At 51.6% G+C, this 17,921-nt stretch carries 18 protein-coding genes; 17 read left to right on the top strand and 1 reads right to left on the bottom strand.

Features of this window, described 5'->3' with window-relative positions; genetic code table 11:
• Positions 1–88: 88 nt before the first annotated feature.
• The 17 genes from CO251_RS02375 to CO251_RS02295 all read left to right on the top strand — a co-directional run bounded on the left by CO251_RS02375 (position 89) and on the right by CO251_RS02295 (position 16,443).
• Positions 89–442 carry an NADH-quinone oxidoreductase subunit A gene (locus tag CO251_RS02375; protein WP_103374202.1) on the top strand — a complete coding sequence of 118 codons (354 nt, stop codon included), beginning with the start codon at positions 89–91 and terminating at the stop codon, positions 440–442.
• Positions 433–948 (top strand): NADH-quinone oxidoreductase subunit B, encoded by a 516-nt coding sequence (locus CO251_RS02370; protein WP_103374201.1) that lies wholly within the window; start codon positions 433–435, stop codon positions 946–948. The genes CO251_RS02375 and CO251_RS02370 overlap by 10 nt, the downstream gene beginning before the upstream one ends.
• On the top strand, positions 945–1,406 hold the full coding sequence (locus CO251_RS02365) for an NADH-quinone oxidoreductase subunit C (RefSeq protein WP_103374200.1): 462 nt from the start codon (positions 945–947) through the stop codon (positions 1,404–1,406). Before CO251_RS02370 ends, CO251_RS02365 begins: the two co-directional genes overlap by 4 nt.
• A gap of 6 nt (positions 1,407–1,412) precedes the next feature.
• Positions 1,413–2,627 carry an NADH dehydrogenase (quinone) subunit D gene (gene nuoD / locus CO251_RS02360; RefSeq protein WP_369825226.1) on the top strand — a complete coding sequence of 405 codons (1,215 nt, stop codon included), beginning with the start codon at positions 1,413–1,415 and terminating at the stop codon, positions 2,625–2,627.
• On the top strand, positions 2,624–3,106 hold the full coding sequence (gene nuoE / locus CO251_RS02355; protein ID WP_103374198.1) for an NADH-quinone oxidoreductase subunit NuoE: 483 nt from the start codon (positions 2,624–2,626) through the stop codon (positions 3,104–3,106). Before nuoD ends, nuoE begins: the two co-directional genes overlap by 4 nt.
• The gene (nuoF, locus tag CO251_RS02350) at positions 3,103–4,395 is read left to right on the top strand and encodes an NADH-quinone oxidoreductase subunit NuoF (RefSeq protein WP_103374197.1); all 1,293 of its coding nucleotides are present in this window, start codon (positions 3,103–3,105) and stop codon (positions 4,393–4,395) included. The genes nuoE and nuoF overlap by 4 nt, the downstream gene beginning before the upstream one ends.
• A complete protein-coding gene (locus CO251_RS02345) occupies positions 4,376–6,694 on the top strand; it encodes a 2Fe-2S iron-sulfur cluster-binding protein (protein ID WP_103374196.1) in 2,319 nt (772 codons plus the stop codon). The genes nuoF and CO251_RS02345 overlap by 20 nt, the downstream gene beginning before the upstream one ends.
• On the top strand, positions 6,691–7,680 hold the full coding sequence (gene nuoH / locus CO251_RS02340; protein WP_103374195.1) for an NADH-quinone oxidoreductase subunit NuoH: 990 nt from the start codon (positions 6,691–6,693) through the stop codon (positions 7,678–7,680). Before CO251_RS02345 ends, nuoH begins: the two co-directional genes overlap by 4 nt.
• Positions 7,681–7,694: 14 nt before the next feature.
• Complete coding sequence (locus CO251_RS02335; RefSeq protein WP_103374194.1) at positions 7,695–8,132, top strand: NADH-quinone oxidoreductase subunit I; 438 nt, start codon at positions 7,695–7,697, stop codon at positions 8,130–8,132.
• 14 nt (positions 8,133–8,146) lie between these two features.
• Positions 8,147–8,734, top strand: a complete 588-nt coding sequence (locus CO251_RS02330) for an NADH-quinone oxidoreductase subunit J (RefSeq protein WP_103374193.1) — start codon at positions 8,147–8,149, stop codon at positions 8,732–8,734.
• Positions 8,731–9,033, top strand: coding sequence for an NADH-quinone oxidoreductase subunit NuoK (gene nuoK, locus CO251_RS02325; protein WP_173677054.1), 303 nt, complete (start codon positions 8,731–8,733; stop codon positions 9,031–9,033). The genes CO251_RS02330 and nuoK overlap by 4 nt, the downstream gene beginning before the upstream one ends.
• Before the next feature lie 52 nt (positions 9,034–9,085).
• On the top strand, positions 9,086–10,951 hold the full coding sequence (nuoL, locus tag CO251_RS02320) for an NADH-quinone oxidoreductase subunit L (protein WP_103374192.1): 1,866 nt from the start codon (positions 9,086–9,088) through the stop codon (positions 10,949–10,951).
• Between the two features lie 43 nt (positions 10,952–10,994).
• The gene (locus tag CO251_RS02315; RefSeq protein ID WP_103374191.1) at positions 10,995–12,437 is read left to right on the top strand and encodes a NuoM family protein; all 1,443 of its coding nucleotides are present in this window, start codon (positions 10,995–10,997) and stop codon (positions 12,435–12,437) included.
• Entirely contained in the window at positions 12,434–13,855 is a 1,422-nt protein-coding gene (locus tag CO251_RS02310) for an NADH-quinone oxidoreductase subunit N (RefSeq protein WP_103374190.1), read from the top strand. Before CO251_RS02315 ends, CO251_RS02310 begins: the two co-directional genes overlap by 4 nt.
• A gap of 95 nt (positions 13,856–13,950) precedes the next feature.
• Positions 13,951–14,916, top strand: coding sequence for a polyprenyl synthetase family protein (locus CO251_RS02305; protein WP_103374189.1), 966 nt, complete (start codon positions 13,951–13,953; stop codon positions 14,914–14,916).
• A gap of 25 nt (positions 14,917–14,941) precedes the next feature.
• Entirely contained in the window at positions 14,942–15,571 is a 630-nt protein-coding gene (locus CO251_RS02300; protein ID WP_103374229.1) for a redox-sensing transcriptional repressor Rex, read from the top strand.
• Positions 15,568–16,443 (top strand): DMT family transporter, encoded by an 876-nt coding sequence (locus CO251_RS02295; RefSeq protein ID WP_103374188.1) that lies wholly within the window; start codon positions 15,568–15,570, stop codon positions 16,441–16,443. The genes CO251_RS02300 and CO251_RS02295 overlap by 4 nt, the downstream gene beginning before the upstream one ends.
• Before the next feature lie 10 nt (positions 16,444–16,453).
• On the opposite strand, the gene CO251_RS02290 is transcribed toward CO251_RS02295, so the two are convergent.
• Complete coding sequence (locus CO251_RS02290) at positions 16,454–17,920, bottom strand: FMN-binding glutamate synthase family protein (RefSeq protein ID WP_146038953.1); 1,467 nt, start codon at positions 17,918–17,920, stop codon at positions 16,454–16,456.
• Between the last annotated feature and the right edge of the window lies 1 nt (position 17,921).

Below are 17,921 nucleotides of genomic sequence, written 5' to 3'. Positions count from 1 at the left end.
CGTATAATCTGTTTGTGAATCCAAGAACGTTCCGTATTAGTTCCTTATAGTGGGAAACTGTGAATCGAAGACAGCGGGGGTGGCGGAGATGTTCACGAATTACACCGCACTATTGATCTATTTCATTGTCGCATTCTTGGTTGCGTTTGGCATGTCGTACACTTCGAATTTATTAGGACCGCAAGCGCCTGGCGGATTGAAAAAGGCGACCTATGAATCAGGTATCGCTCCTGAAGCGCCGGTTGGGTATTTCTCCGTGCGATTTTATCGGGTAGCGATGTTTTTTATGATTTTTGATGTTGGAGTCATGGCTTTATATCCGTGGGCGGTGAGTTTAACGACCTTGCGGCAAATAGGGTTTGAGAAGGCGCTATTCTTCCTGATTATCATCGCGTTTGCGTTTGCGTATGTGTGGAACAGGGGGGGATTCCAATGGGATTAAGTTCGGAGCAGAAAGAGGCTGAAAAGTCGCTATTGCTGACAACGGTTGAGAAAATGGGGCGCTGGGCCCAGAAATCTTCCGTATGGCCGGCGACCTTTGGATTGGCGTGTTGTGCGATTGAAATGATGAGTGTCACGAACTCTCGTTATGATTTAGCGCGGTTTGGTGCTGAGGTGTTTCGGGCCTCGCCGCGACAAGCTGACTTGATGATTGTTGCGGGGCGAGTCAGTCAAAAGATGGCGCCAGTTCTTCGGACGATTTGGGAGCAGATGCCTGAGCCAAAATGGGTCATTTCCATGGGCGCATGCGCCTCGTCAGGAGGTGTCTTTGATAATTATGCTATTGTGCAAGGAGTCGACCACATTGTACCGGTTGACATCTATGTCCCGGGGTGTCCCCCCAATCCGGAAGCTTTAATGTTTGGAATTCTCAAATTGCAAGAACAGATTATCAAGGGCATTCCCCCAAAGTATCAACGAATGGCAATGGAGGCTGAGACCCTGTGAATCAGAACGATCCCGACATTATGGCGCGACTGCATGACCAATTTGCCGACAAGATTGAAGACGTGAACGCGGTGGATCAACCAACCTTAATGGTGGCGCTAGATGATTTAATTCCCGTCTTGACCTTTCTCAAGACCCAGGAAAATTATGCGATGTGCCTCGATGTATTAGCCGTGGACTATCTACCCAGCCGACCGCGGTTTGAATTGGTCTATCACTTATATCAACCGTGGAAGCGTGCCCGAATCCGTGTAAAGACGCGGGTGGCCATCGATCAAAGCGTGCCGACCGTAACCACGTTGTGGCCGGGAGCCAATTGGCCAGAACGCGAAGCGTTTGATTTGTTTGGCATCGTGTTTTCCGGACATCCAGATTTAAAGCGCATTTATTTGCCAGAAGACTGGGATGGGCATCCCCTGCGTAAGGATTATCCGCTGACAGGAACTCGTATCGACTGAGAGGTGATGGGAATGGCTGCCGACAAGTTAGAATCGACACAGACAGTGGACCCCGGGCAAACGATGATCATCAATCTGGGGCCGCAACATCCAAGTACGCACGGAGTACTGCGGGTGCGTTTAGAATTGGACGGAGAGCGCGTGGTTCATGCAGAGCCTGTGGTGGGTTATCTTCACACGGGATTTGAGAAGACAGCGGAAAACCTTACGTATCAGCAGTGCAATACCATTACCGATCGTCTCGACTACTTAGCTCCTATGACCAACAACTTGGCGTATGTATTAGCCGTTGAAAAACTGTTAGGGGTTGAAGTCCCCAAACGGGCGCAATATATTCGCGTCTTATTTGCAGAATTAACGCGCGTGGCTAGCCATCTAGTGTGGTTGGGTACGCATGTGATGGACTTGGGCGCGATGAGTCTTTTTTTCTATACGATGCGAGAACGTGAGGTAATTCTGGACCTGATTGAAGATGCGGCGGGAGTGCGTATGAACCCTAGTTATTTTCGCATCGGGGGCTTGGCGTATGATTTGCCTGCGGGTTTTCACGAAAAAGTGCATGAATTTGTGAAGGATTTCCCTCGCTGGATGAAATCATACCGCCATCTGTTTGAAGGGAACCCGCTGATTAATGAACGGCTGGAAGGGATTGCGACGATAACCCAAGAACAGGCCCTTGCGTGGTCTGTTACGGGGCCGAACTTGCGGGCTACGGGATTGCCCATTGACTTACGGAAAGACGAGCCGTACTCCTCCTACGAAGATTTTGACTTTGATGTTCCCGTACGTACAGGTGCTGATGCGTATGCGCGCTTCTGGGTGCGTGTGGATGAGATTTACGAAGCGATGAAAATTATTGAGCAAGCCATCGATAAAATTACCCCGACCGGTCCTTACACGTCCAGCGATCGCAAGATTAGCTTGCCTCCCCGTGATGAAATTTACGGCAATATGGAGGCCTTGATTCATCAATTCAAATTGGTCACCCAGGGATTTGTGGTACCCGCTGGCGAAGTTTATCAAGCCGTTGAAGGTCCTCGTGGCGAGATGGGGTTTTATATCGTCTCGGATGGGGGGACGAAACCTTATCGGTGGCGCGCCCGTACGCCGTCTTTTTACAATCTGCAGACGATGCCCTTGATGTGCAAAGATGGATTAGTGGCCGATGTAATTACTGCGATTGGGAGTATTGACATTATGTTAGGGGATGTCGACAAATGAAGCCGGAGTGGAAAGAGTGGGCTCGGGAATTCAAAGAACAATATCCGGGTGCAAACTCGGCGTTAATGCCATTATTGCATCGCATTCAGGCCCACGAGGGTTGGCTGTCCGATGAAACAATCCATGATGTGGCAACTTTATTTGATTTACCAGAGTCCTATGTGGAATCCGTGGCGTCATTCTACTCATTGTTCTATCGCCACAAAGTAGGCAAAAATGTCGTTCACGTTTGTGTGGGCTTATCTTGCGCACTGGCTGGATCAGACCATTTAATGGAGAAATTAGAGCACCATTTGGGCATTAAAGAAGGACAGACAACAGCAGACGGTGAATACACCTTGCTCGAAGCCGAATGCCTTGCGGCGTGCAACGCAGCGCCAGTTGCCCAAGTCAATTTGCGGTATTTCGAGCGGGTTGACTTGGAACGACCGGAAGAAACACTGCTGGGCACATCGTCTGAAAAAGAGGTGACGCCATGAGTCAGAAATATTACCTCTTACGCAATCGTGAGATACCGAATATTGACCAAATGGCGGTCTACCAGGCACATGGCGGCTATGAAGCGCTGAAAAAAGCGTTAAACGAGTATAAGCCGGAGGAACTGGTCGATCTGGTTAAAAAGTCCGGCTTGCGTGGCAGAGGTGGCGCCGGGTTTCCGACCGGCATGAAATGGGGATTTCTTCCCAACGACGGGCGCAAGCGATATCTTGTAGTAAATTCCGACGAAGCAGAGCCCGGCACTTATAAAGATCGCGAAATCATTGAAAAAAATCCGCATCAACTCATTGAAGGCATTATTATTTCCAGTTATGCCACCAAAGCGCGTGAAGCCTACATTTATTGCCGCGGGGAATTCTTGTTCGGTGCGGAGCAGTTACAGCGGGCGGTCGCTGAAGCTTATGCCGCAGGCTATTTAGGGGAAAACATTCTCGGCTCAGGATTCTCGGTAGATTTGAAGGTGTACCGGGGGGCTGGCGCTTACATTTGTGGCGAAGAGTCTGCCCTTCTCGAGTCGCTGGAAGGGCGCCGGGGCAATCCTCGGTTGAAGCCGCCTTTTCCCGCCGTTGCGGGTCTGTATGGGGGTCCCACCGTGGTGAACAATGTCGAGACGATCACCAATGTGCCGGCGATCGTGACGTATGGTGCGGATTGGTACACCTCGATGGGGACGGCGAAAAGTCCAGGTTTGAAGATTTTCAGTGTCAGTGGACGGGTAGTGCGCCCGGACAATTACGAAATTCCTTTGGCTACGCCCTTGCGCACGCTGATTGATGACTATGCTGGGGGTGTATTGCCTGGCCGACGTATCAAGGCCGTTATTCCCGGGGGAAGTTCGGTGCCCTTGCTCTTGCCCGACAAACTGGATACACCGCTGGATTATGAGTCGGTATTGCAAGCGGGGTCCATGCTGGGCTCTGGTGGCTGCATTGTATTGGATGATTCTGTATGCATTGTGGGTGCGACGGCCCGCTTGGTGAAGTTCTACCGAGAAGAGTCGTGTGGTAAGTGCACGCCCTGCCGTGAAGGCACGTATTGGATGACGGATGTGCTCGAGCGGATTGAGCACGGATTAGGCACGGAAGAAGACCTCGATACGCTGATGGATATTGCCGATAACATTGGCGGCAAGTGTTTTTGCCCGCTCGGCGATGCGTCGCTTGGCGTGTTGGTGAGCGCAATGAAATTCTTCCGGGATGAGTTCGAGGCACATGTGCGTGAACATGCATGTCCGATGGGAGCGAAGTTATATGATACGGTTAACCATTGATGGTCAGGAAGTCACAGTGCCTGAAGGCACGATGATCGTAGATGCAGCAGCTCGACTGGGCATTGACGTCCCCGTCTACTGCTATCACCAGGCATTAGGTCCTTTGGGAGCTTGCCGCATGTGTCTGGTTCAAGTGGAGAAAATGCCCAAGTTAGTGACGGGCTGTACGACCGCGGTGACAGAAGGCATGGTCGTGCATACGCAAGGGGAAGCAGTGGAGAAAGGCCGCAAGGGTGTCTTGGAGTTTCTCTTGATCAATCATCCCTTGGATTGTCCCGTGTGTGACAAAGGGGGAGAGTGTTATCTCCAGGATTACACTTTTGAATATGGACCGGGGCGTGGACGGTTTCAAGAGCCGAAAATCCAAAAGGTGAAAAATGGACCGATTAACGACCTGGTTTTGATTGACCAGGAGCGTTGTGTGCTCTGTCAACGTTGTGTGCGGTTTATGGGGGAATACGTGGGCGAGCCGCATTTGCTGTTGGAAGGGCGTGGTGTAGAAACCGTTGTCACGACAGTAGAGCATCAACCGGCCACGAGCCAGTTTACGGGTAACGTCATTGACCTCTGCCCGGTGGGCGCGCTCTTGTCGGCCCCTTATTATCACAAAGGGCGACCATGGAACATTGAGCGCCATAGCACCATTTGCCCGCATTGCCCAGTCGGGTGCTCAAGCCTTGCAACGACCAGAGAGAGCCATATTATTCGGATGGAAGGGCGTCCCGTGCCCGATAGAGATTGGGGTTGGCTGTGCGATCGTGGGCGCTTTGGATATGATTTTGGATACCATCCCGAGCGCATTACAGACTCGTGGGTTCAACAAAAGACCACGTCGGCGGCGCAAGCCACGCGAGATGTGGCGGAATGGATGCAGCGTACTTTGACGCAGTATGGGTCTGGAAGTATTGGGTTTGTCTTAGGAGGCCATTTTACTGCGGAAGAAGCGCATTTGTTGCGCCGCTTTGCCCATGATGTGGCGCATACCGATCATATTGCAATGGTGCGTGATGTGAAGGGCTATCTACCCCTATCCCTTAATGGAACATTTGAGGATGTGGCGCAAGCGGACGCGGTTATCTTTGTGGGGGTTGACCCCTACGAAGCGGTACCCGTTGTTCACCTTAAGCTGCGGGATCGCCTGCACCATTTTCCCCAACTGCAAGTGATGGGCGTGGGGCCACGGCGTCTGACTCGCGAAACCATGCCAGGACAGGATTATCTGATAGACGCCGAAGACGAGGCTATTTTCTTTGCGAAAGCCTTAGCCTCCAGACTTCCCAACGACTCTAGGGTGCAAGCGTTAATCGCGTCTATTCAAGACTACTCGTTGCCCGTGAGCGATGCGGACTTAGAGGTCTTCGGACAAAAGCTTCTCGACGCGCAGCACCTGACATTGTTATGGGATGGAGAAAATTCCGATATGGCCACGGTCTTAAGCGTCTTGGCGGACGTACGAGAAAATCCGACCGCCGTGCTTCCGACCTACGGCCCGGTGAATTGGCGTGGGTATGAACAGGCGGGGATTGACCCGCAGTATGCGGCTGTCGAGGACCTTCTGATCAAAGTACGCAACGGCGACATTCATATGTTGGTGCTGTGGGGGGCTGATTTGTTGCGCGAGTTTCCGGACCGGAAGCTGGCCCAGCAAGCCTTAGAGAAGGCGGACTATGTGGTGTCAGCCCAAGTGGTGCCGCCTTTAGATATGCCCTATATTGACGCTTTATTGCCGGTGGCGACGTGGGGTGAAGTCGAAGGCACGTACGTCAATATGGAAGGCCGACTGAGTATCGGAGCGGCGGGGGTGCAGCCTCCGGGTCAAGCCCGTCCTACTCGGAGTTATGTGGTCAACTGGGCGCGTTTATTCCGCCAAGAATGGCAAGACGACGCATGGGATGTGTTTGATAATGCGGAGGGGGACGTATTAATCCGCGCAGATGCAGCGGTTGCATCTGAGATTACATTGACACGTCCAGCAACCAAGCCAGCCGATGGCGTTTGGACCGTGATTCAAGGGGCATGGGTGGTCGAAAACGGATTGCCTTCCGAAATTTTGGAGCCTCGTGAAACCGAATTTGTCGGGCGTATCAGTCCAGACGATGCCGCTCGTTTGCAAATCGGTGCCGAGGGGGGGTATGTGCAGGCCCAAACCTCGGAGGGAAGCGTTTTAATAGCGGTTCGGCCTGATCCCGCGATAATGGAACACACCCTATGGATTCCTCGTGGAAGCCGCCATGACTGGGCCCAACATCTAGAAGGGGTGCTGACATTGATGCGTCCTGAGGAGGTGCCAAGCGTATGATTTTGCAGCTCGTCATTCTAATTGTGAAAATCATTTTGTTAATTGCGCTGTTGATGTTAGGGTTTGCCTATACCACGTTATTCGAACGACGGTTGCTGGGATTCTTCCAGCTACGTCTAGGCCCCAATCGGGTAGGTCCTTTTGGACTCATGCAACCCTTGGCCGATGGATTGAAAATGGCCCTAAAAGAGGATTTAATGCCGGCATTGGCGGACAAGTCGGTATTCCGCTTGGCGCCCGTGTTTTCGCTCTTTGCCGCCCTGTGTGTCGATGCTGTGATTCCCTTTGGGGCTCCGATTCATCTCTTTGGAACGACGATTACCCTGGATATTGCGAATCCCTCAATAGGGCTATTAATTGCCTTCGCCTTTAGTTCTTTAGGGATTTACGGCATTGTGCTAGGCGGATGGGCTTCACAGAATAAGTATTCGCTTTTGGGAGGAATCCGAGCATCCGCTCAGATGATTTCCTATGAACTGGCCATGGGTCTTTCTGTCATGGGCGTATTGATGCTAGCGCACACGGCCAATATGGAAGACATTGTTCTCGCCCAAAAAGCGCATGGATGGTTTTTTGTACCGGAAATTATTCCGTTTCTCATCTATTACATTACCGCATTTGCCGAAACCAACCGTACCCCATTTGACTTGCCTGAGGCGGAGTCTGAATTGGTGGCCGGCTATCATACGGAGTATTCCGGGTTTCGCTTTGCGATGTACTACATTGCTGAATATATCAACATGATTACGGTTAGTGGCATTGCTGTGACGCTCTTCTTTGGAGGCTGGTTGGGACCTAGTTTCTTACCGCCGATTGTTTGGTTTTTGCTGAAGGTCGGGGTGTCGATGTTTGTGTTTGTCTGGGTGCGGGCAACATTTCCACGGTTTCGTTATGACAAACTTATGTCCTTTGGGTGGAAATACTTAGTGCCGGCTGCGTTGATCTATTTTGTCGCGACTGCAGCTTTTGTCTCGGGTGTCATTTGAAAGGAGGGGTTTCGATGTTTGAAGGCATCAAGGCTATGGCTCAAGGCTTGGGCTCCACATTCAAGGCATTGGGAGCGCCACGCGATACCATTGAATATCCAGAGAAACGCCGAGAGTATTCGCCCCGGTTTCGAGGCAAACACATGTTGGCGAAAGACGCCGATGGGCACGAATTGTGTGTCGGTTGTGGATTATGTGAGGCGGTGTGCCCCGCTCATGCCATCCGCGTCGTCGCGGCCGAAGCGGAGGAAGGCAAGGCTGTCTCATGGACCAATCGTTACGCGGTGGATTATGAAGTCGATCTGATTCGCTGCATTTTTTGTGGCATGTGTGAGGAAGCATGTCCGACCAATGCAGTGCGGTTGACGCCCTTTAATGAACTGGCAGCCAGCGACCGGTTGGACATGATTGCCGATAAAGAAGAATTACTCCATCCCCCTGTTAGGAAATGAGGTGACCATGGATTATGGTCGGAATAGGCATATTGGGCGTATTGGCGATTGCGGCGGCCATTGGCGTGATTACCGCTCGGCAGCCGGTACACAGTGCATTGTACCTCGTAGCCAACTTGTTATCGCTGGCGCTATTGTATCTTGACTTAAAAGCCGAATTTTTGGCCGCTGCGCAAGTTATTGTCTACGCTGGAGCCATCATGGTGTTGTTCTTGTTCGTGGTGACCTTGTTGACAGCGGGAAAAGAAGAGCACGAACTTCCCGAAGATCTCCCAGGTCAACGCGCGACGGCGGGCATTTTGTCCATTATTGTGGGGATTGTGCTGGTTGCGCTTGCGATCAAATATCCGGGGACGCAACTGAAAGTCGCGTTGCCCTCTGGCTTTGGCGGCTTGAATTCCACTGGCAAGTTGTTGTGGGGACCTGATTTTATTTATCTGGTGGGGGTCGCCATCATGCTCTTAACGGCAGCCCTTGGGGTCTTGGTGTTGAACCCTCCCAAGCGTGAACGTCTATTAGAAAGGCGCCTCGCGGCTCAAAAAGAACACGATGCTACCGCAGAAACTCGGAAAGGGGCCGGCAAGGAGGGGCAGGGCGCATGATTTACGTTAACTGGGTGGTCGCATTGGCCGCCATTATATTCACAGTGGGGACTATCGGGGTGATGTTTCGCCGCAACCCGCTAATTATGTTTATGGCGTCCGAGATGATGTGGAATGCGGCCGCGCTGGCCTTTATCGCCTATGCACGCCAGCTTCATGACATGAATGGTCAAGTTATGGCCTTCGTCATTATGGCGACAGCTGCGGCGGAAGTGGGGATTGGCTTGGCGATTATCGTCAGCGTATACCACAAACGTCACCGTCTTGATATTGATGAGATTTCCCGCTTGAAAGGATAGCAATCTCTAACGAAGGGACACGACAAAAGGTGTCCGGTAAGGAGCGGCTGATATGCAAGGTGTGGCAGAAATTGTGCTGTTGCCTCTGTTTGGTGCCATCACTATTGGCATGTTTAAAGGCATTATGCCCAAAAAGCTCCCGGGAGTCTGGGCGAGTTTGTTGGTAGGAGTTAGCTTCCTTATTAGTATTGCAGAGGTGCTTAAACTGTCGCGGTTACCGGTTCATCATCGGTTTTTGACAGGGACAGCATTTGCGTGGATTACGGGGTTTGGGCCCGCCATTCACTGGCGCTACTATTTGGATCCCTTATCGGGATTGTGGCTCCTCGTCATTACAGGCGTAGGCATGTTGATTCATATCTATTCGATTGGGTACATGCATGATGATGCACAAAAAGCTCGGTATTTTTCCTATCTGAACTTCTTTGTGTTTTCCATGTTGCTTTTAGTATTGGCAGGCAATCTTCTAGTGTTGCTCATCGGATGGGCATTAGTGGGGCTTGCCTCATATTTGCTGATTGGATTTTGGTATCAAAGGCCCTCGGCAGTTCGGGCTGCGAAAAAGGCGTTTGTGATGAACACTGTAGGAGACGTGGGAATACTTTTAGGGTTAGCCTTGTTGTACATTCACTATCACACCGTGTCATATCCAGGCCTCTTTCAAATATTTGACCACCAGAGTCCCACTGCGTTCTTTGAGTGGACGGCTTTCTTGTTATATCTCGGCGCGATGGCCAAATCGGCCCAGTTTCCTCTCCATATGTGGTTGGCAGATGCTATGGAAGGTCCGACACCCGTTTCTGCGTTAATTCACGCGGCTACAATGGTGACAGCAGGGGTCTACTTGATGGCGCGTCTTTACCCTTTACTGCGCATTGCGCCGGACATTGCGTATTTGGTGGCGGCGATTGGCGCGTTTACGGCAATCTTTGCGGCCAGTATAGCCATTTTTCAACGCGATATTAAAAAGGTACTCGCTTATTCGACGTTGAGCCAATTGGGATACATGTTTTTGGGAGTAGGGGTCGGTGCGTACACTGCCGGGGTCTTCCACTTTATGACCCATGCCTTCTTTAAAGCCCTACTGTTTCTTGCCGCAGGCAGTGTGATTCACGCGTTAGCGGGCGAGCAGGACCTCAACCATATGGGGGGGTTATGGCGTAAGATGCCATGGACGACATGGTCGTTCTTGGCCGGCACCTTGGCGATTTCAGGTATTCCTCCCTTTTCAGGGTATTTTTCAAAGGAAGCCATTTTGGGAGAGGCTTTTAACTTAGGACACCCGTTCTTATGGGCGATCGGAGCCATTACAGCGGGACTTACTACATTTTATATGTTCCGACTCTTCTTTCTCGCGTTCTTCGGGCGTCCTCGCAATCAAAAGCTCTATGATCATGCGCACGAGGCTCCTTGGGTGATGACCGTACCAGTCGTAATCCTCGCGGTGCTGGCGACCTTTGGCGGGTTTCTTAAAGGATGGCTGAACCAATGGTTGGCTCCGGTCTTCGCTTTATACGCGGGAGCGCCGCATGCGGGATTGGAATCGGGACCCTTGTGGACAACAGGGGTGACTGTAGGGTTAGCCGTCATTGCCTTTATCGTGGCGTACATGCTTTACATCCGCAAACAGACACCGGTCAATGCCGCCTCAGAGCATGGAATTGGCCAATGGGCCTACCATGCATGGTATATGGATGCGGTCTGGACAGCAGTAGCCGTAGTTCCTTTCAAGAAAATCGGCAACGCAGTCATGCAGGCTGAGACGGGCATTTTGGCTACGGTCAAAGGCATCGGAACGGTAGTCTGGGACTGGAGTCAAGACTTAAGGCCTTTACAAACAGGGTATGTACGGCGGTATGCACTGTCGATGATGGTCGGTGTCGGAGCCATCTTGGTGTATTACCTTATCCGGGTGTAAAAGCCGGTCTCGGTCATTGCAGAAACTGTGAGGAGGCTGTGAGATGGTTTTGGTGTGGTTATTGGCGATTCCGCTGGTTGGCAGTATTCTTGCTCTTGCCAGTGGCGACCGCGGGGCAAAGTTCGTCGCCGTGGGGCTGAGTCTCGTCGAAATTGTGGCGTTTATTGTGCTCTTGGCCCATGGCCCGGTTACGCTCAATGCGCCATGGATTCCCGACTGGGGCGTGCGCTTCCATTTGGGTGCGGATGGCTTATCCATGTTTTTGATCGGGTTGACCACCGTTATGACGACAATGGCGCTCTTTGCGTCATCCCCGGCGTATCCAAAGAGTTATTTCTTTTGGATTCTATTTCTGGAATTTGGCATGGTCGGGGTCTTTGAATCTCTGGATCTGATGTTGTTTTACGTGTTTTGGGAAGTCATCTTGATTCCGATTTTCTTTCTCTTGACGGGATACACGGGCAGCCATGGGCGGGCCACAGCAATGAAATGGTTGATTATGAATTTGGTTGGAAGTTTGTTTATGCTCATCGGCATCATTGCCGTGGCGGTCCTGCATGCTCAACCGTTTGGCACGTTGACATTTGAAATTAATCAGTTGACCCACGTTCCCATGTCTGCGGCCGTAGCGCCATGGATTTTTGCTAGCTTCTTCCTGGCGTTTGCGATTAAGGCGCCCTTATGGCCCTTTCACGGCTGGATGCCGGATTCGTATTCGGAAGCACCAGCCCCGGTTACCGCCTTATTATCGGGAGTTATGTCCAAGGCGGGAATTTACGGGTTCTTGCGTATCATGTTACCGATCTTTATGCCTCAAATGCGGCATTACCAAACGGGTCTTTTGATTTTAGCGGCCATTGGATTGATCTATGGAGCGTTCATGGCGCTGCGGCAAAAGGATATGAAAATGGCGGCGGCTTATGCCTCATTATCCCATATGGGTATGATGGCTCTGGGCGTGTTTTCGTTAACAGAAGCTGGCATTTTGGGGGCGACATTTTTAATGGTCGCGCACGGGCTGATTATCGGGGGCCTGTTTGTGGTGCTTGGCTTTACGGAAGAGCGAACCAAGACCCGTGATATTGCGGCTATGGGGGGACTCAATGACGATGCGCCCAGGCTCGCTGTGTACTTTTTATTCTTTGCTTTAGCCGCTTTGGGATTACCAGGATTGCCTGGATTTACAGGGGAGTACCTTATTATTCAAGGGTTGGTGGCCCACGACATGGCTTTTGCTGTGATTGCGGGCGTCGTGTTGGTGGTCGCCGCGTGGTATATGATTCGACTTTTTCAAGGCGTTATGCAAAGTGTCCGCCAAGGTCCCAAGATTTTTGATTTGAGTGCGGCCCAAGTGGGATACATTGGCACACTGGCACTCTTAGTGGTGTTGTTGGGGGTCTGGCCGGCGGGCATCACCAGCCATGCAGCGCCAACGTTGTATCACGCCGTGCATCTGTTGGCGACGAAAGGAGGCGCTGCATCATGAGCGCGACATCCATGATGATGCCAGAATATCTCATCTTGGCCACCCTACTCATCGCGATGCTGGGTATTATGGTGAGCCGAGCGCATTCGACCTTGCCGTCGTGGCTAGGCTTATTAGGCAGTCTTGGAGCATTATGGGCGACCGTGGATATATGGACCCATCATCTCAAACCCGAAGTTCTTTTTAATCAAAGTGTCAGTATTGATACGTATAGTTTGTTCGTGAATGTCTTAGTACTCATTGCGGCAGGATCGACGATTCTCTTAGGATGGCAGGCAGAACGCCATCATGACGAATTTCCCGTTTTAGTCCTGCTATCGGCGTTAGGGATGATGCTGTTAGGCATGTCCGCAAACTTGGTGACCTTGTTTTTAGGAATTGAGATTCTCTCTTTACCTCTCTATATCTTGGCTGCATCGCACCGTAATTCCTTAGGAGGTGAAGCAGGCCTCAAGTACTTGTTGCTGGGGGCGTTTTCGTCCGGTATTTTACTCTTCGGATTGGCGTTAATTTATGGGGCGTCGGGAAGTATGAACTTCACGGACTTTGCCAGCGCGGTGAGTAGCCATTCCCCTATTCTCGGTGCAGGCCTCGTCTTAGCCTTGGTGGGACTGTTATTCAAACTGGCGATTGTGCCCTTCCATATGTGGGTGCCGGATGTCTACGAAGGGTCTCCAGATTCTGTGACGAGTTTTATGGCGTTTGGCACCAAGGTTGGAGCGGCAGTTATTTTACTCCGGTTTTTAGCGTACGGATTTTATCTATCGCCGGATTCATGGGGACCGATTCTGGGATACTTGGCATTGTTAACCATGATAGTAGGAAATTTGGTGGCGCTGACCCAAAATGATCTCAAACGCTTATTCGGGTATTCTGGGATTGGCCATGCGGGATTTTTGCTGGTAGGCGTCGCTGTTCACAGTGTTGTGGGAGCGCGGGCGATGTTGTTTTATCTCTTGCCATACGGCCTGGCCGTGATTGGGGCCTTTGCCATCATCACTATGATCTCGAATGGCGACAACAATGTGACCATTGATGATTTGCGGTCCTTAGCCTACAAAAAGCCATGGGCTGCGGCACTTTTTATTGTGTTCATGCTATCGTTCGCCGGGATCCCTTTGACAGGGGGATTTATCGGCAAGTTTTATCTCTTGCAAGCGGCGTTGTTTGCCCATCAGCCCGGATTAGCGGTAGGACTGGTTGTCGGAACCTTTTTAGGACTGGGCGCTTATCTGCGGCCCTTGCAAGCGATGTTTCGGCGTGACGGTCAGGATCAAGCGTTGGCCGGTTGGAATGTGAACTGGGCACAAATTGTTGTGCTCGTTGTCGCGGTCGTCGGCACGATTGGCATTGGGGTCTATCCGACACCGGTTGTACACTGGGTGAATCAGTCTGCCAACTTTTTCTGGCTGCACTAAATGAGAATTTCATTAAGAACCTCTAGGGATGTGCTACACTGAAAAAGATAAGTGGCGCACATTTCATACCCTTCTCAGGTAGAGAGGAGATTATTTTGGAGTTTTTCTCATTGGTGGAGCCGCATCTCGCACAGGTCAATACGATGCTGGAAGAACAATTGTTGACAGATAATGAATCCATTCACGAAGTGGCGCAGTATCTTCTCTTAGCAAGTGGGAAACGCTTACGGCCAGCGCTCGTCCTTCTGGCGGGGCAGTTTGGAAACGAAACTGCCTCCCAGCAACAGCGCCGTTTGCTTGAGGTAGCAACGGCTGTGGAAATGATCCACATGGCCACATTAGTTCACGATGATATTATCGATGATGCGGTCCTCCGGCGTGGTATTCCGGCTGTCAGGACGCAATTTAGCAACGCTGTCGCGGTGCTCTCCGGGGATTTTCTCTTTGCCTTGGCATTCCGTCTCTTTTCTCAAGCCGGCGATTTGGCTATTGTAGAATTAGCAGCGAAAGTCGTGCATGTGATGTGCGTCGGGGAAATATACCAGAATATGGATCATGGACGAATCGCCACGGAAGAAGCGTATTGGAAACGGATTGAGGCGAAAACAGGATTCTTTTTAGAGACGAGTTGCCGCTTAGGGGCGATTGCCACTGGAGTTAGCCAAGACGTAGAGACGTTACTCGGGCAGTATGGCCATCATATTGGACTTGCTTATCAAGTGGTCGATGACTTGCTCGACTGGCTAGCAGATCCCGAAAAATTAGGGAAGGCAGTCATGGAGGATGTGGGGGCTGGCGTTTACACCTTGCCTATCATTTATGCCTTGAAGCAGCCCGCCTATAAAGATAACGTGCAAGAGATCTTGTCTTCGCCAGATCCGGCTCGTTATGTGGAAGACTTAAGGCAAATTCTTGTGCGTAGTGGAGCGCTGGAATATTCCAAGAGTCAAGCCGAACATCATATCGCTTTAGCGTTAGATGTGTGTCGGCAATTGCCGCCTGTTCCAGCTCAACAGGCATTGCAAGAGCTGGCGGAATTTGTTTTGGCGAGAGAGTATTAACGGTGAGTGAGAAGGAGCGATGTTGTTGCAGCGGATTCCTGATGCGGCCATCCGGCGTCTGCCGGCTTATCTGCGGTGGTTGACCGAATGCCAACAAGAACGGGTAACCTCAGTGATGCTTGGGCAAGCAACAGGCTATTCATCGGAACAAGTGCGCAAGGATTTGGCCTATTTTGGCGCGTTTGGCACCCGGGGTGTGGGATACGATGTTGCGGCGTTGCGAGAAGAAATTTACCATATTCTGCGGCTCGACCGGGGCGTGCGGGCGATGGTGGTTGGAGCCGGGCATTTAGGCACGGCACTGGTACGTTATGTGGACCAAGGCCATCAAGATGTACAGATTATGGCGCTTTTAGACAGTAACCCTGCGATTATTGGATCGCAAGTGGGGTCATTACGAGTCGAGTCTGTTGACCGTTTAGAAGAGCTCGTGCATGAATTCGGAATTGGCATTGCGGTATTAACGGTACCTAAAGAAGCGGCGGTAACGGTCGCGGATCGTTTAGCCCAAAGTGGTGTCCGTGCGATCTTGAATTTCGCGCCGGTTGCTGTGTGTACACACTATCCGGACGTTTTTGTGCAGCCGATTGACTTAACCTTGGAATTGCAGGCTCTTTCGTATTTTGTGGGCCAGAGAGAACAACATACATTATGAATCGACGCGGCTTTGTGATCAGTATGGCTCTTGTGGTCCTGAGTTGGGGCCTCAACTATGTTGTGACTAAAATCGGCGTGGGGCATTATCCACCAGCCGATTTTGTATTTTGGCGTTTTTTGGCCACTGCAGTTCTCACGGTTCCTTGGATGATGAGGCAATATCCAACAAGCCTTGTGGCGGTTGTGAAATTATTAATTCTTGGGGTCACAGGCGTCACTTTATATCAGCTGTCCTTTACGACCGCCTTGCATGATACGCTGGCCGCTAATGTGGCGTTTTTATTCGATTTGTCGCCCTTGATGACCTTGGTGGGCCAACGCCTGATGCGCTTGCGTCCTTCGGGCCCGCAAATGTTTCTAGGGGCCGGCATTTCATTAATCGGGGTCTTACTATTAGTGGGCGCTTCTACGGGAGGAACCATCTTAGGGGATGGCTATGCATTGCTTGCCGCCCTGTTATGGGCTCTCTTCACACTGTTGACTGACCGTTTTCATCTGCCCATCTCGGGAATTGCCTTGACAGGATGGATGAGTGTGTTTGGCACTATCGGCATATTACCGTGGATGAGATGGAATCAGGTAGTGCCTCATGGTATGGACATTTGGGGTCCCTTGGCCTATACGGTGGTGTTTGTCACCATTATGGGACTCTCACTGTGGCAAAATGCTGTGATGGCTGTAGGAGGCGGAAAAGCCAGCTTGTACCTGTACGTCATACCAGTGATTGCCGCAGTCGCGGGGTGGATTGTTTTAGGAGAAAAACTAGGGTTGCTTGAAGGCGTAGGGGCTGTGCTTATTGTGTTGGGGGTTACGGTAGCGGAAGGGGTGTGGCATTTCCGCCGCGTGGGCAAACACCCCGCGGCAGAATAAGCCACGCGTTTTATTGAACATCAGGTGGTACGTCGTGGCGGAACTGAAATGATGGAGGCTCCGGAAAAATGCCTGGTTGGCCAAGCCACGGACGGACGATACTGCGGACTTTCGCCATTTGGGCGGTCCACGGATCTAGGGCTACCAGGTCGTGCCGGTTGACGTCGTGAACGTCGGTTTTACCTAAGGCCTGAACCCCATAGCGCATTTCGTCGCAAGAAGAGCGTAGGAAATGCGCCAGATGGTTGGCCGCACGGTCCACATCGAGCTCGTGCTGATGCTGGCCTTTGTGGTACAACAAGTCTTCAGGTGGCGCAAACGGTAGGACTTTGACCGCCTCGGCGGCCGACAGCGCCATTAAGGCTGCATAGCCTATATAGACGGCGTCAGCGCCGATGGCCATGGCCTTAAGATAGTCTCCGGGGCTGCGGAGGCCGCCTGCTGCAATAAGGGAGATCTTATCGCGAACTCCTTGTGATTTGAGATATGCGTCGGCCTCAGAGATTGCCGCCATGGTTGGCAGGCCAAAATCATCTTGTAAAATGGGGGGACCGCTATGGGTTCCCCCTTCTCCTCCGTCAAGAACGAGAAAGTCCACAGACGCCTCTAATAACACTTCCAAATCATCTTCCAACCACCCAGACGGCGCTAGTTTCACGCCAACAGGCACTCCGTGGCGACCCTTGAGTTTTTGCACCAATTGCACAAAATCCTTTGGCGACTCGACGCCCCGTAGACGGGCAGCCACGACGGCGCGGTCGCCGTCTTTGAGTCCAAAGTATTTTTGCATCTCTTTGTCGACGGAATTCGTAGCCATCGCTGCTCCCGCTTGAGCGCCTTGGCCAATTTGAATTTCAATGGCATCGGCGGTATCAAGATATTCCGGATGGTTTTGCGCGGAGAGAGGCCACGTACCGCGATGATATTGGACAATGAGGCGTTTGGCTGTGTCGCGTTCTTCTGGCAGGTAGGCTTCGCCGGTATTGGTAGCTGTGCCCGCCGCATTGGCACCCATGGCCAGAGCGATTTTAGTTTTGAGGGATAAAGCGCCCCCGTAGCTCATACCAGCAATTAATAAGGGAATATCGGTTGTCAAAGGATGTTGCGATTTGGGCCCAATGATAGTGTGAAGCGATACATCTTCTCGCCTACGGGTGGGCATGCGCGCAATTTGGGCGGGATTAAACACCAACTGTTCCCAATGCGAAAACGTTAGGGGTGTTCCCATGGGACGTCCAATGGCGGTATCTTGCGTGGCGCGTAGCGAGTTTTCAATAAAAATCTGGGGATTGGCGCGGCGCATGAGGGACCAGGCAGAGGTTAGGCTGGTCATGTAGCGCGTCGTGAGCGCCTTTTTGAGAAATCGGTCGGACAAGGCATTGAACAGAGACATTTCCAAATACGGCATTAACAACGCAACGGCAATGCTGAACAAACTCAATGCGAAAAGGGTTGCCCCAAAGATCTGCCAAAACACC

This window comes from Sulfobacillus sp. hq2 (genome assembly GCF_002903155.1).
Classification (GTDB): domain Bacteria; phylum Bacillota; class Sulfobacillia; order Sulfobacillales; family Sulfobacillaceae; genus Sulfobacillus; species Sulfobacillus thermotolerans.
The sequence above is the reverse complement of the archived record's forward strand: the minus strand, read 5'-3'. Positions and strand labels throughout refer to the sequence as shown.

What these genes read in the sequence shown, in the direction of transcription:
- nuoK (WP_173677054.1), top strand. Translation starts at nt 8,731, where the DNA reads ATGATTTACGTTAACTGGGTGGTCGCATTGGCCGCCATTATATTCACA.
- nuoE (WP_103374198.1), top strand. Translation starts at nt 2,624, where the DNA reads ATGAAGCCGGAGTGGAAAGAGTGGGCTCGGGAATTCAAAGAACAATAT.
- CO251_RS02375 (WP_103374202.1), top strand. Translation starts at nt 89, where the DNA reads ATGTTCACGAATTACACCGCACTATTGATCTATTTCATTGTCGCATTC.
- nuoF (WP_103374197.1), top strand. Translation starts at nt 3,103, where the DNA reads ATGAGTCAGAAATATTACCTCTTACGCAATCGTGAGATACCGAATATT.
- CO251_RS02330 (WP_103374193.1), top strand. Translation starts at nt 8,147, where the DNA reads ATGGTCGGAATAGGCATATTGGGCGTATTGGCGATTGCGGCGGCCATT.
- nuoD (WP_369825226.1), top strand. Translation starts at nt 1,413, where the DNA reads ATGGGAATGGCTGCCGACAAGTTAGAATCGACACAGACAGTGGACCCC.
- CO251_RS02315 (WP_103374191.1), top strand. Translation starts at nt 10,995, where the DNA reads ATGGTTTTGGTGTGGTTATTGGCGATTCCGCTGGTTGGCAGTATTCTT.
- CO251_RS02295 (WP_103374188.1), top strand. Translation starts at nt 15,568, where the DNA reads ATGAATCGACGCGGCTTTGTGATCAGTATGGCTCTTGTGGTCCTGAGT.
- CO251_RS02345 (WP_103374196.1), top strand. Translation starts at nt 4,376, where the DNA reads ATGATACGGTTAACCATTGATGGTCAGGAAGTCACAGTGCCTGAAGGC.
- nuoH (WP_103374195.1), top strand. Translation starts at nt 6,691, where the DNA reads ATGATTTTGCAGCTCGTCATTCTAATTGTGAAAATCATTTTGTTAATT.
- CO251_RS02310 (WP_103374190.1), top strand. Translation starts at nt 12,434, where the DNA reads ATGAGCGCGACATCCATGATGATGCCAGAATATCTCATCTTGGCCACC.
- CO251_RS02335 (WP_103374194.1), top strand. Translation starts at nt 7,695, where the DNA reads ATGTTTGAAGGCATCAAGGCTATGGCTCAAGGCTTGGGCTCCACATTC.
- CO251_RS02370 (WP_103374201.1), top strand. Translation starts at nt 433, where the DNA reads ATGGGATTAAGTTCGGAGCAGAAAGAGGCTGAAAAGTCGCTATTGCTG.
- nuoL (WP_103374192.1), top strand. Translation starts at nt 9,086, where the DNA reads ATGCAAGGTGTGGCAGAAATTGTGCTGTTGCCTCTGTTTGGTGCCATC.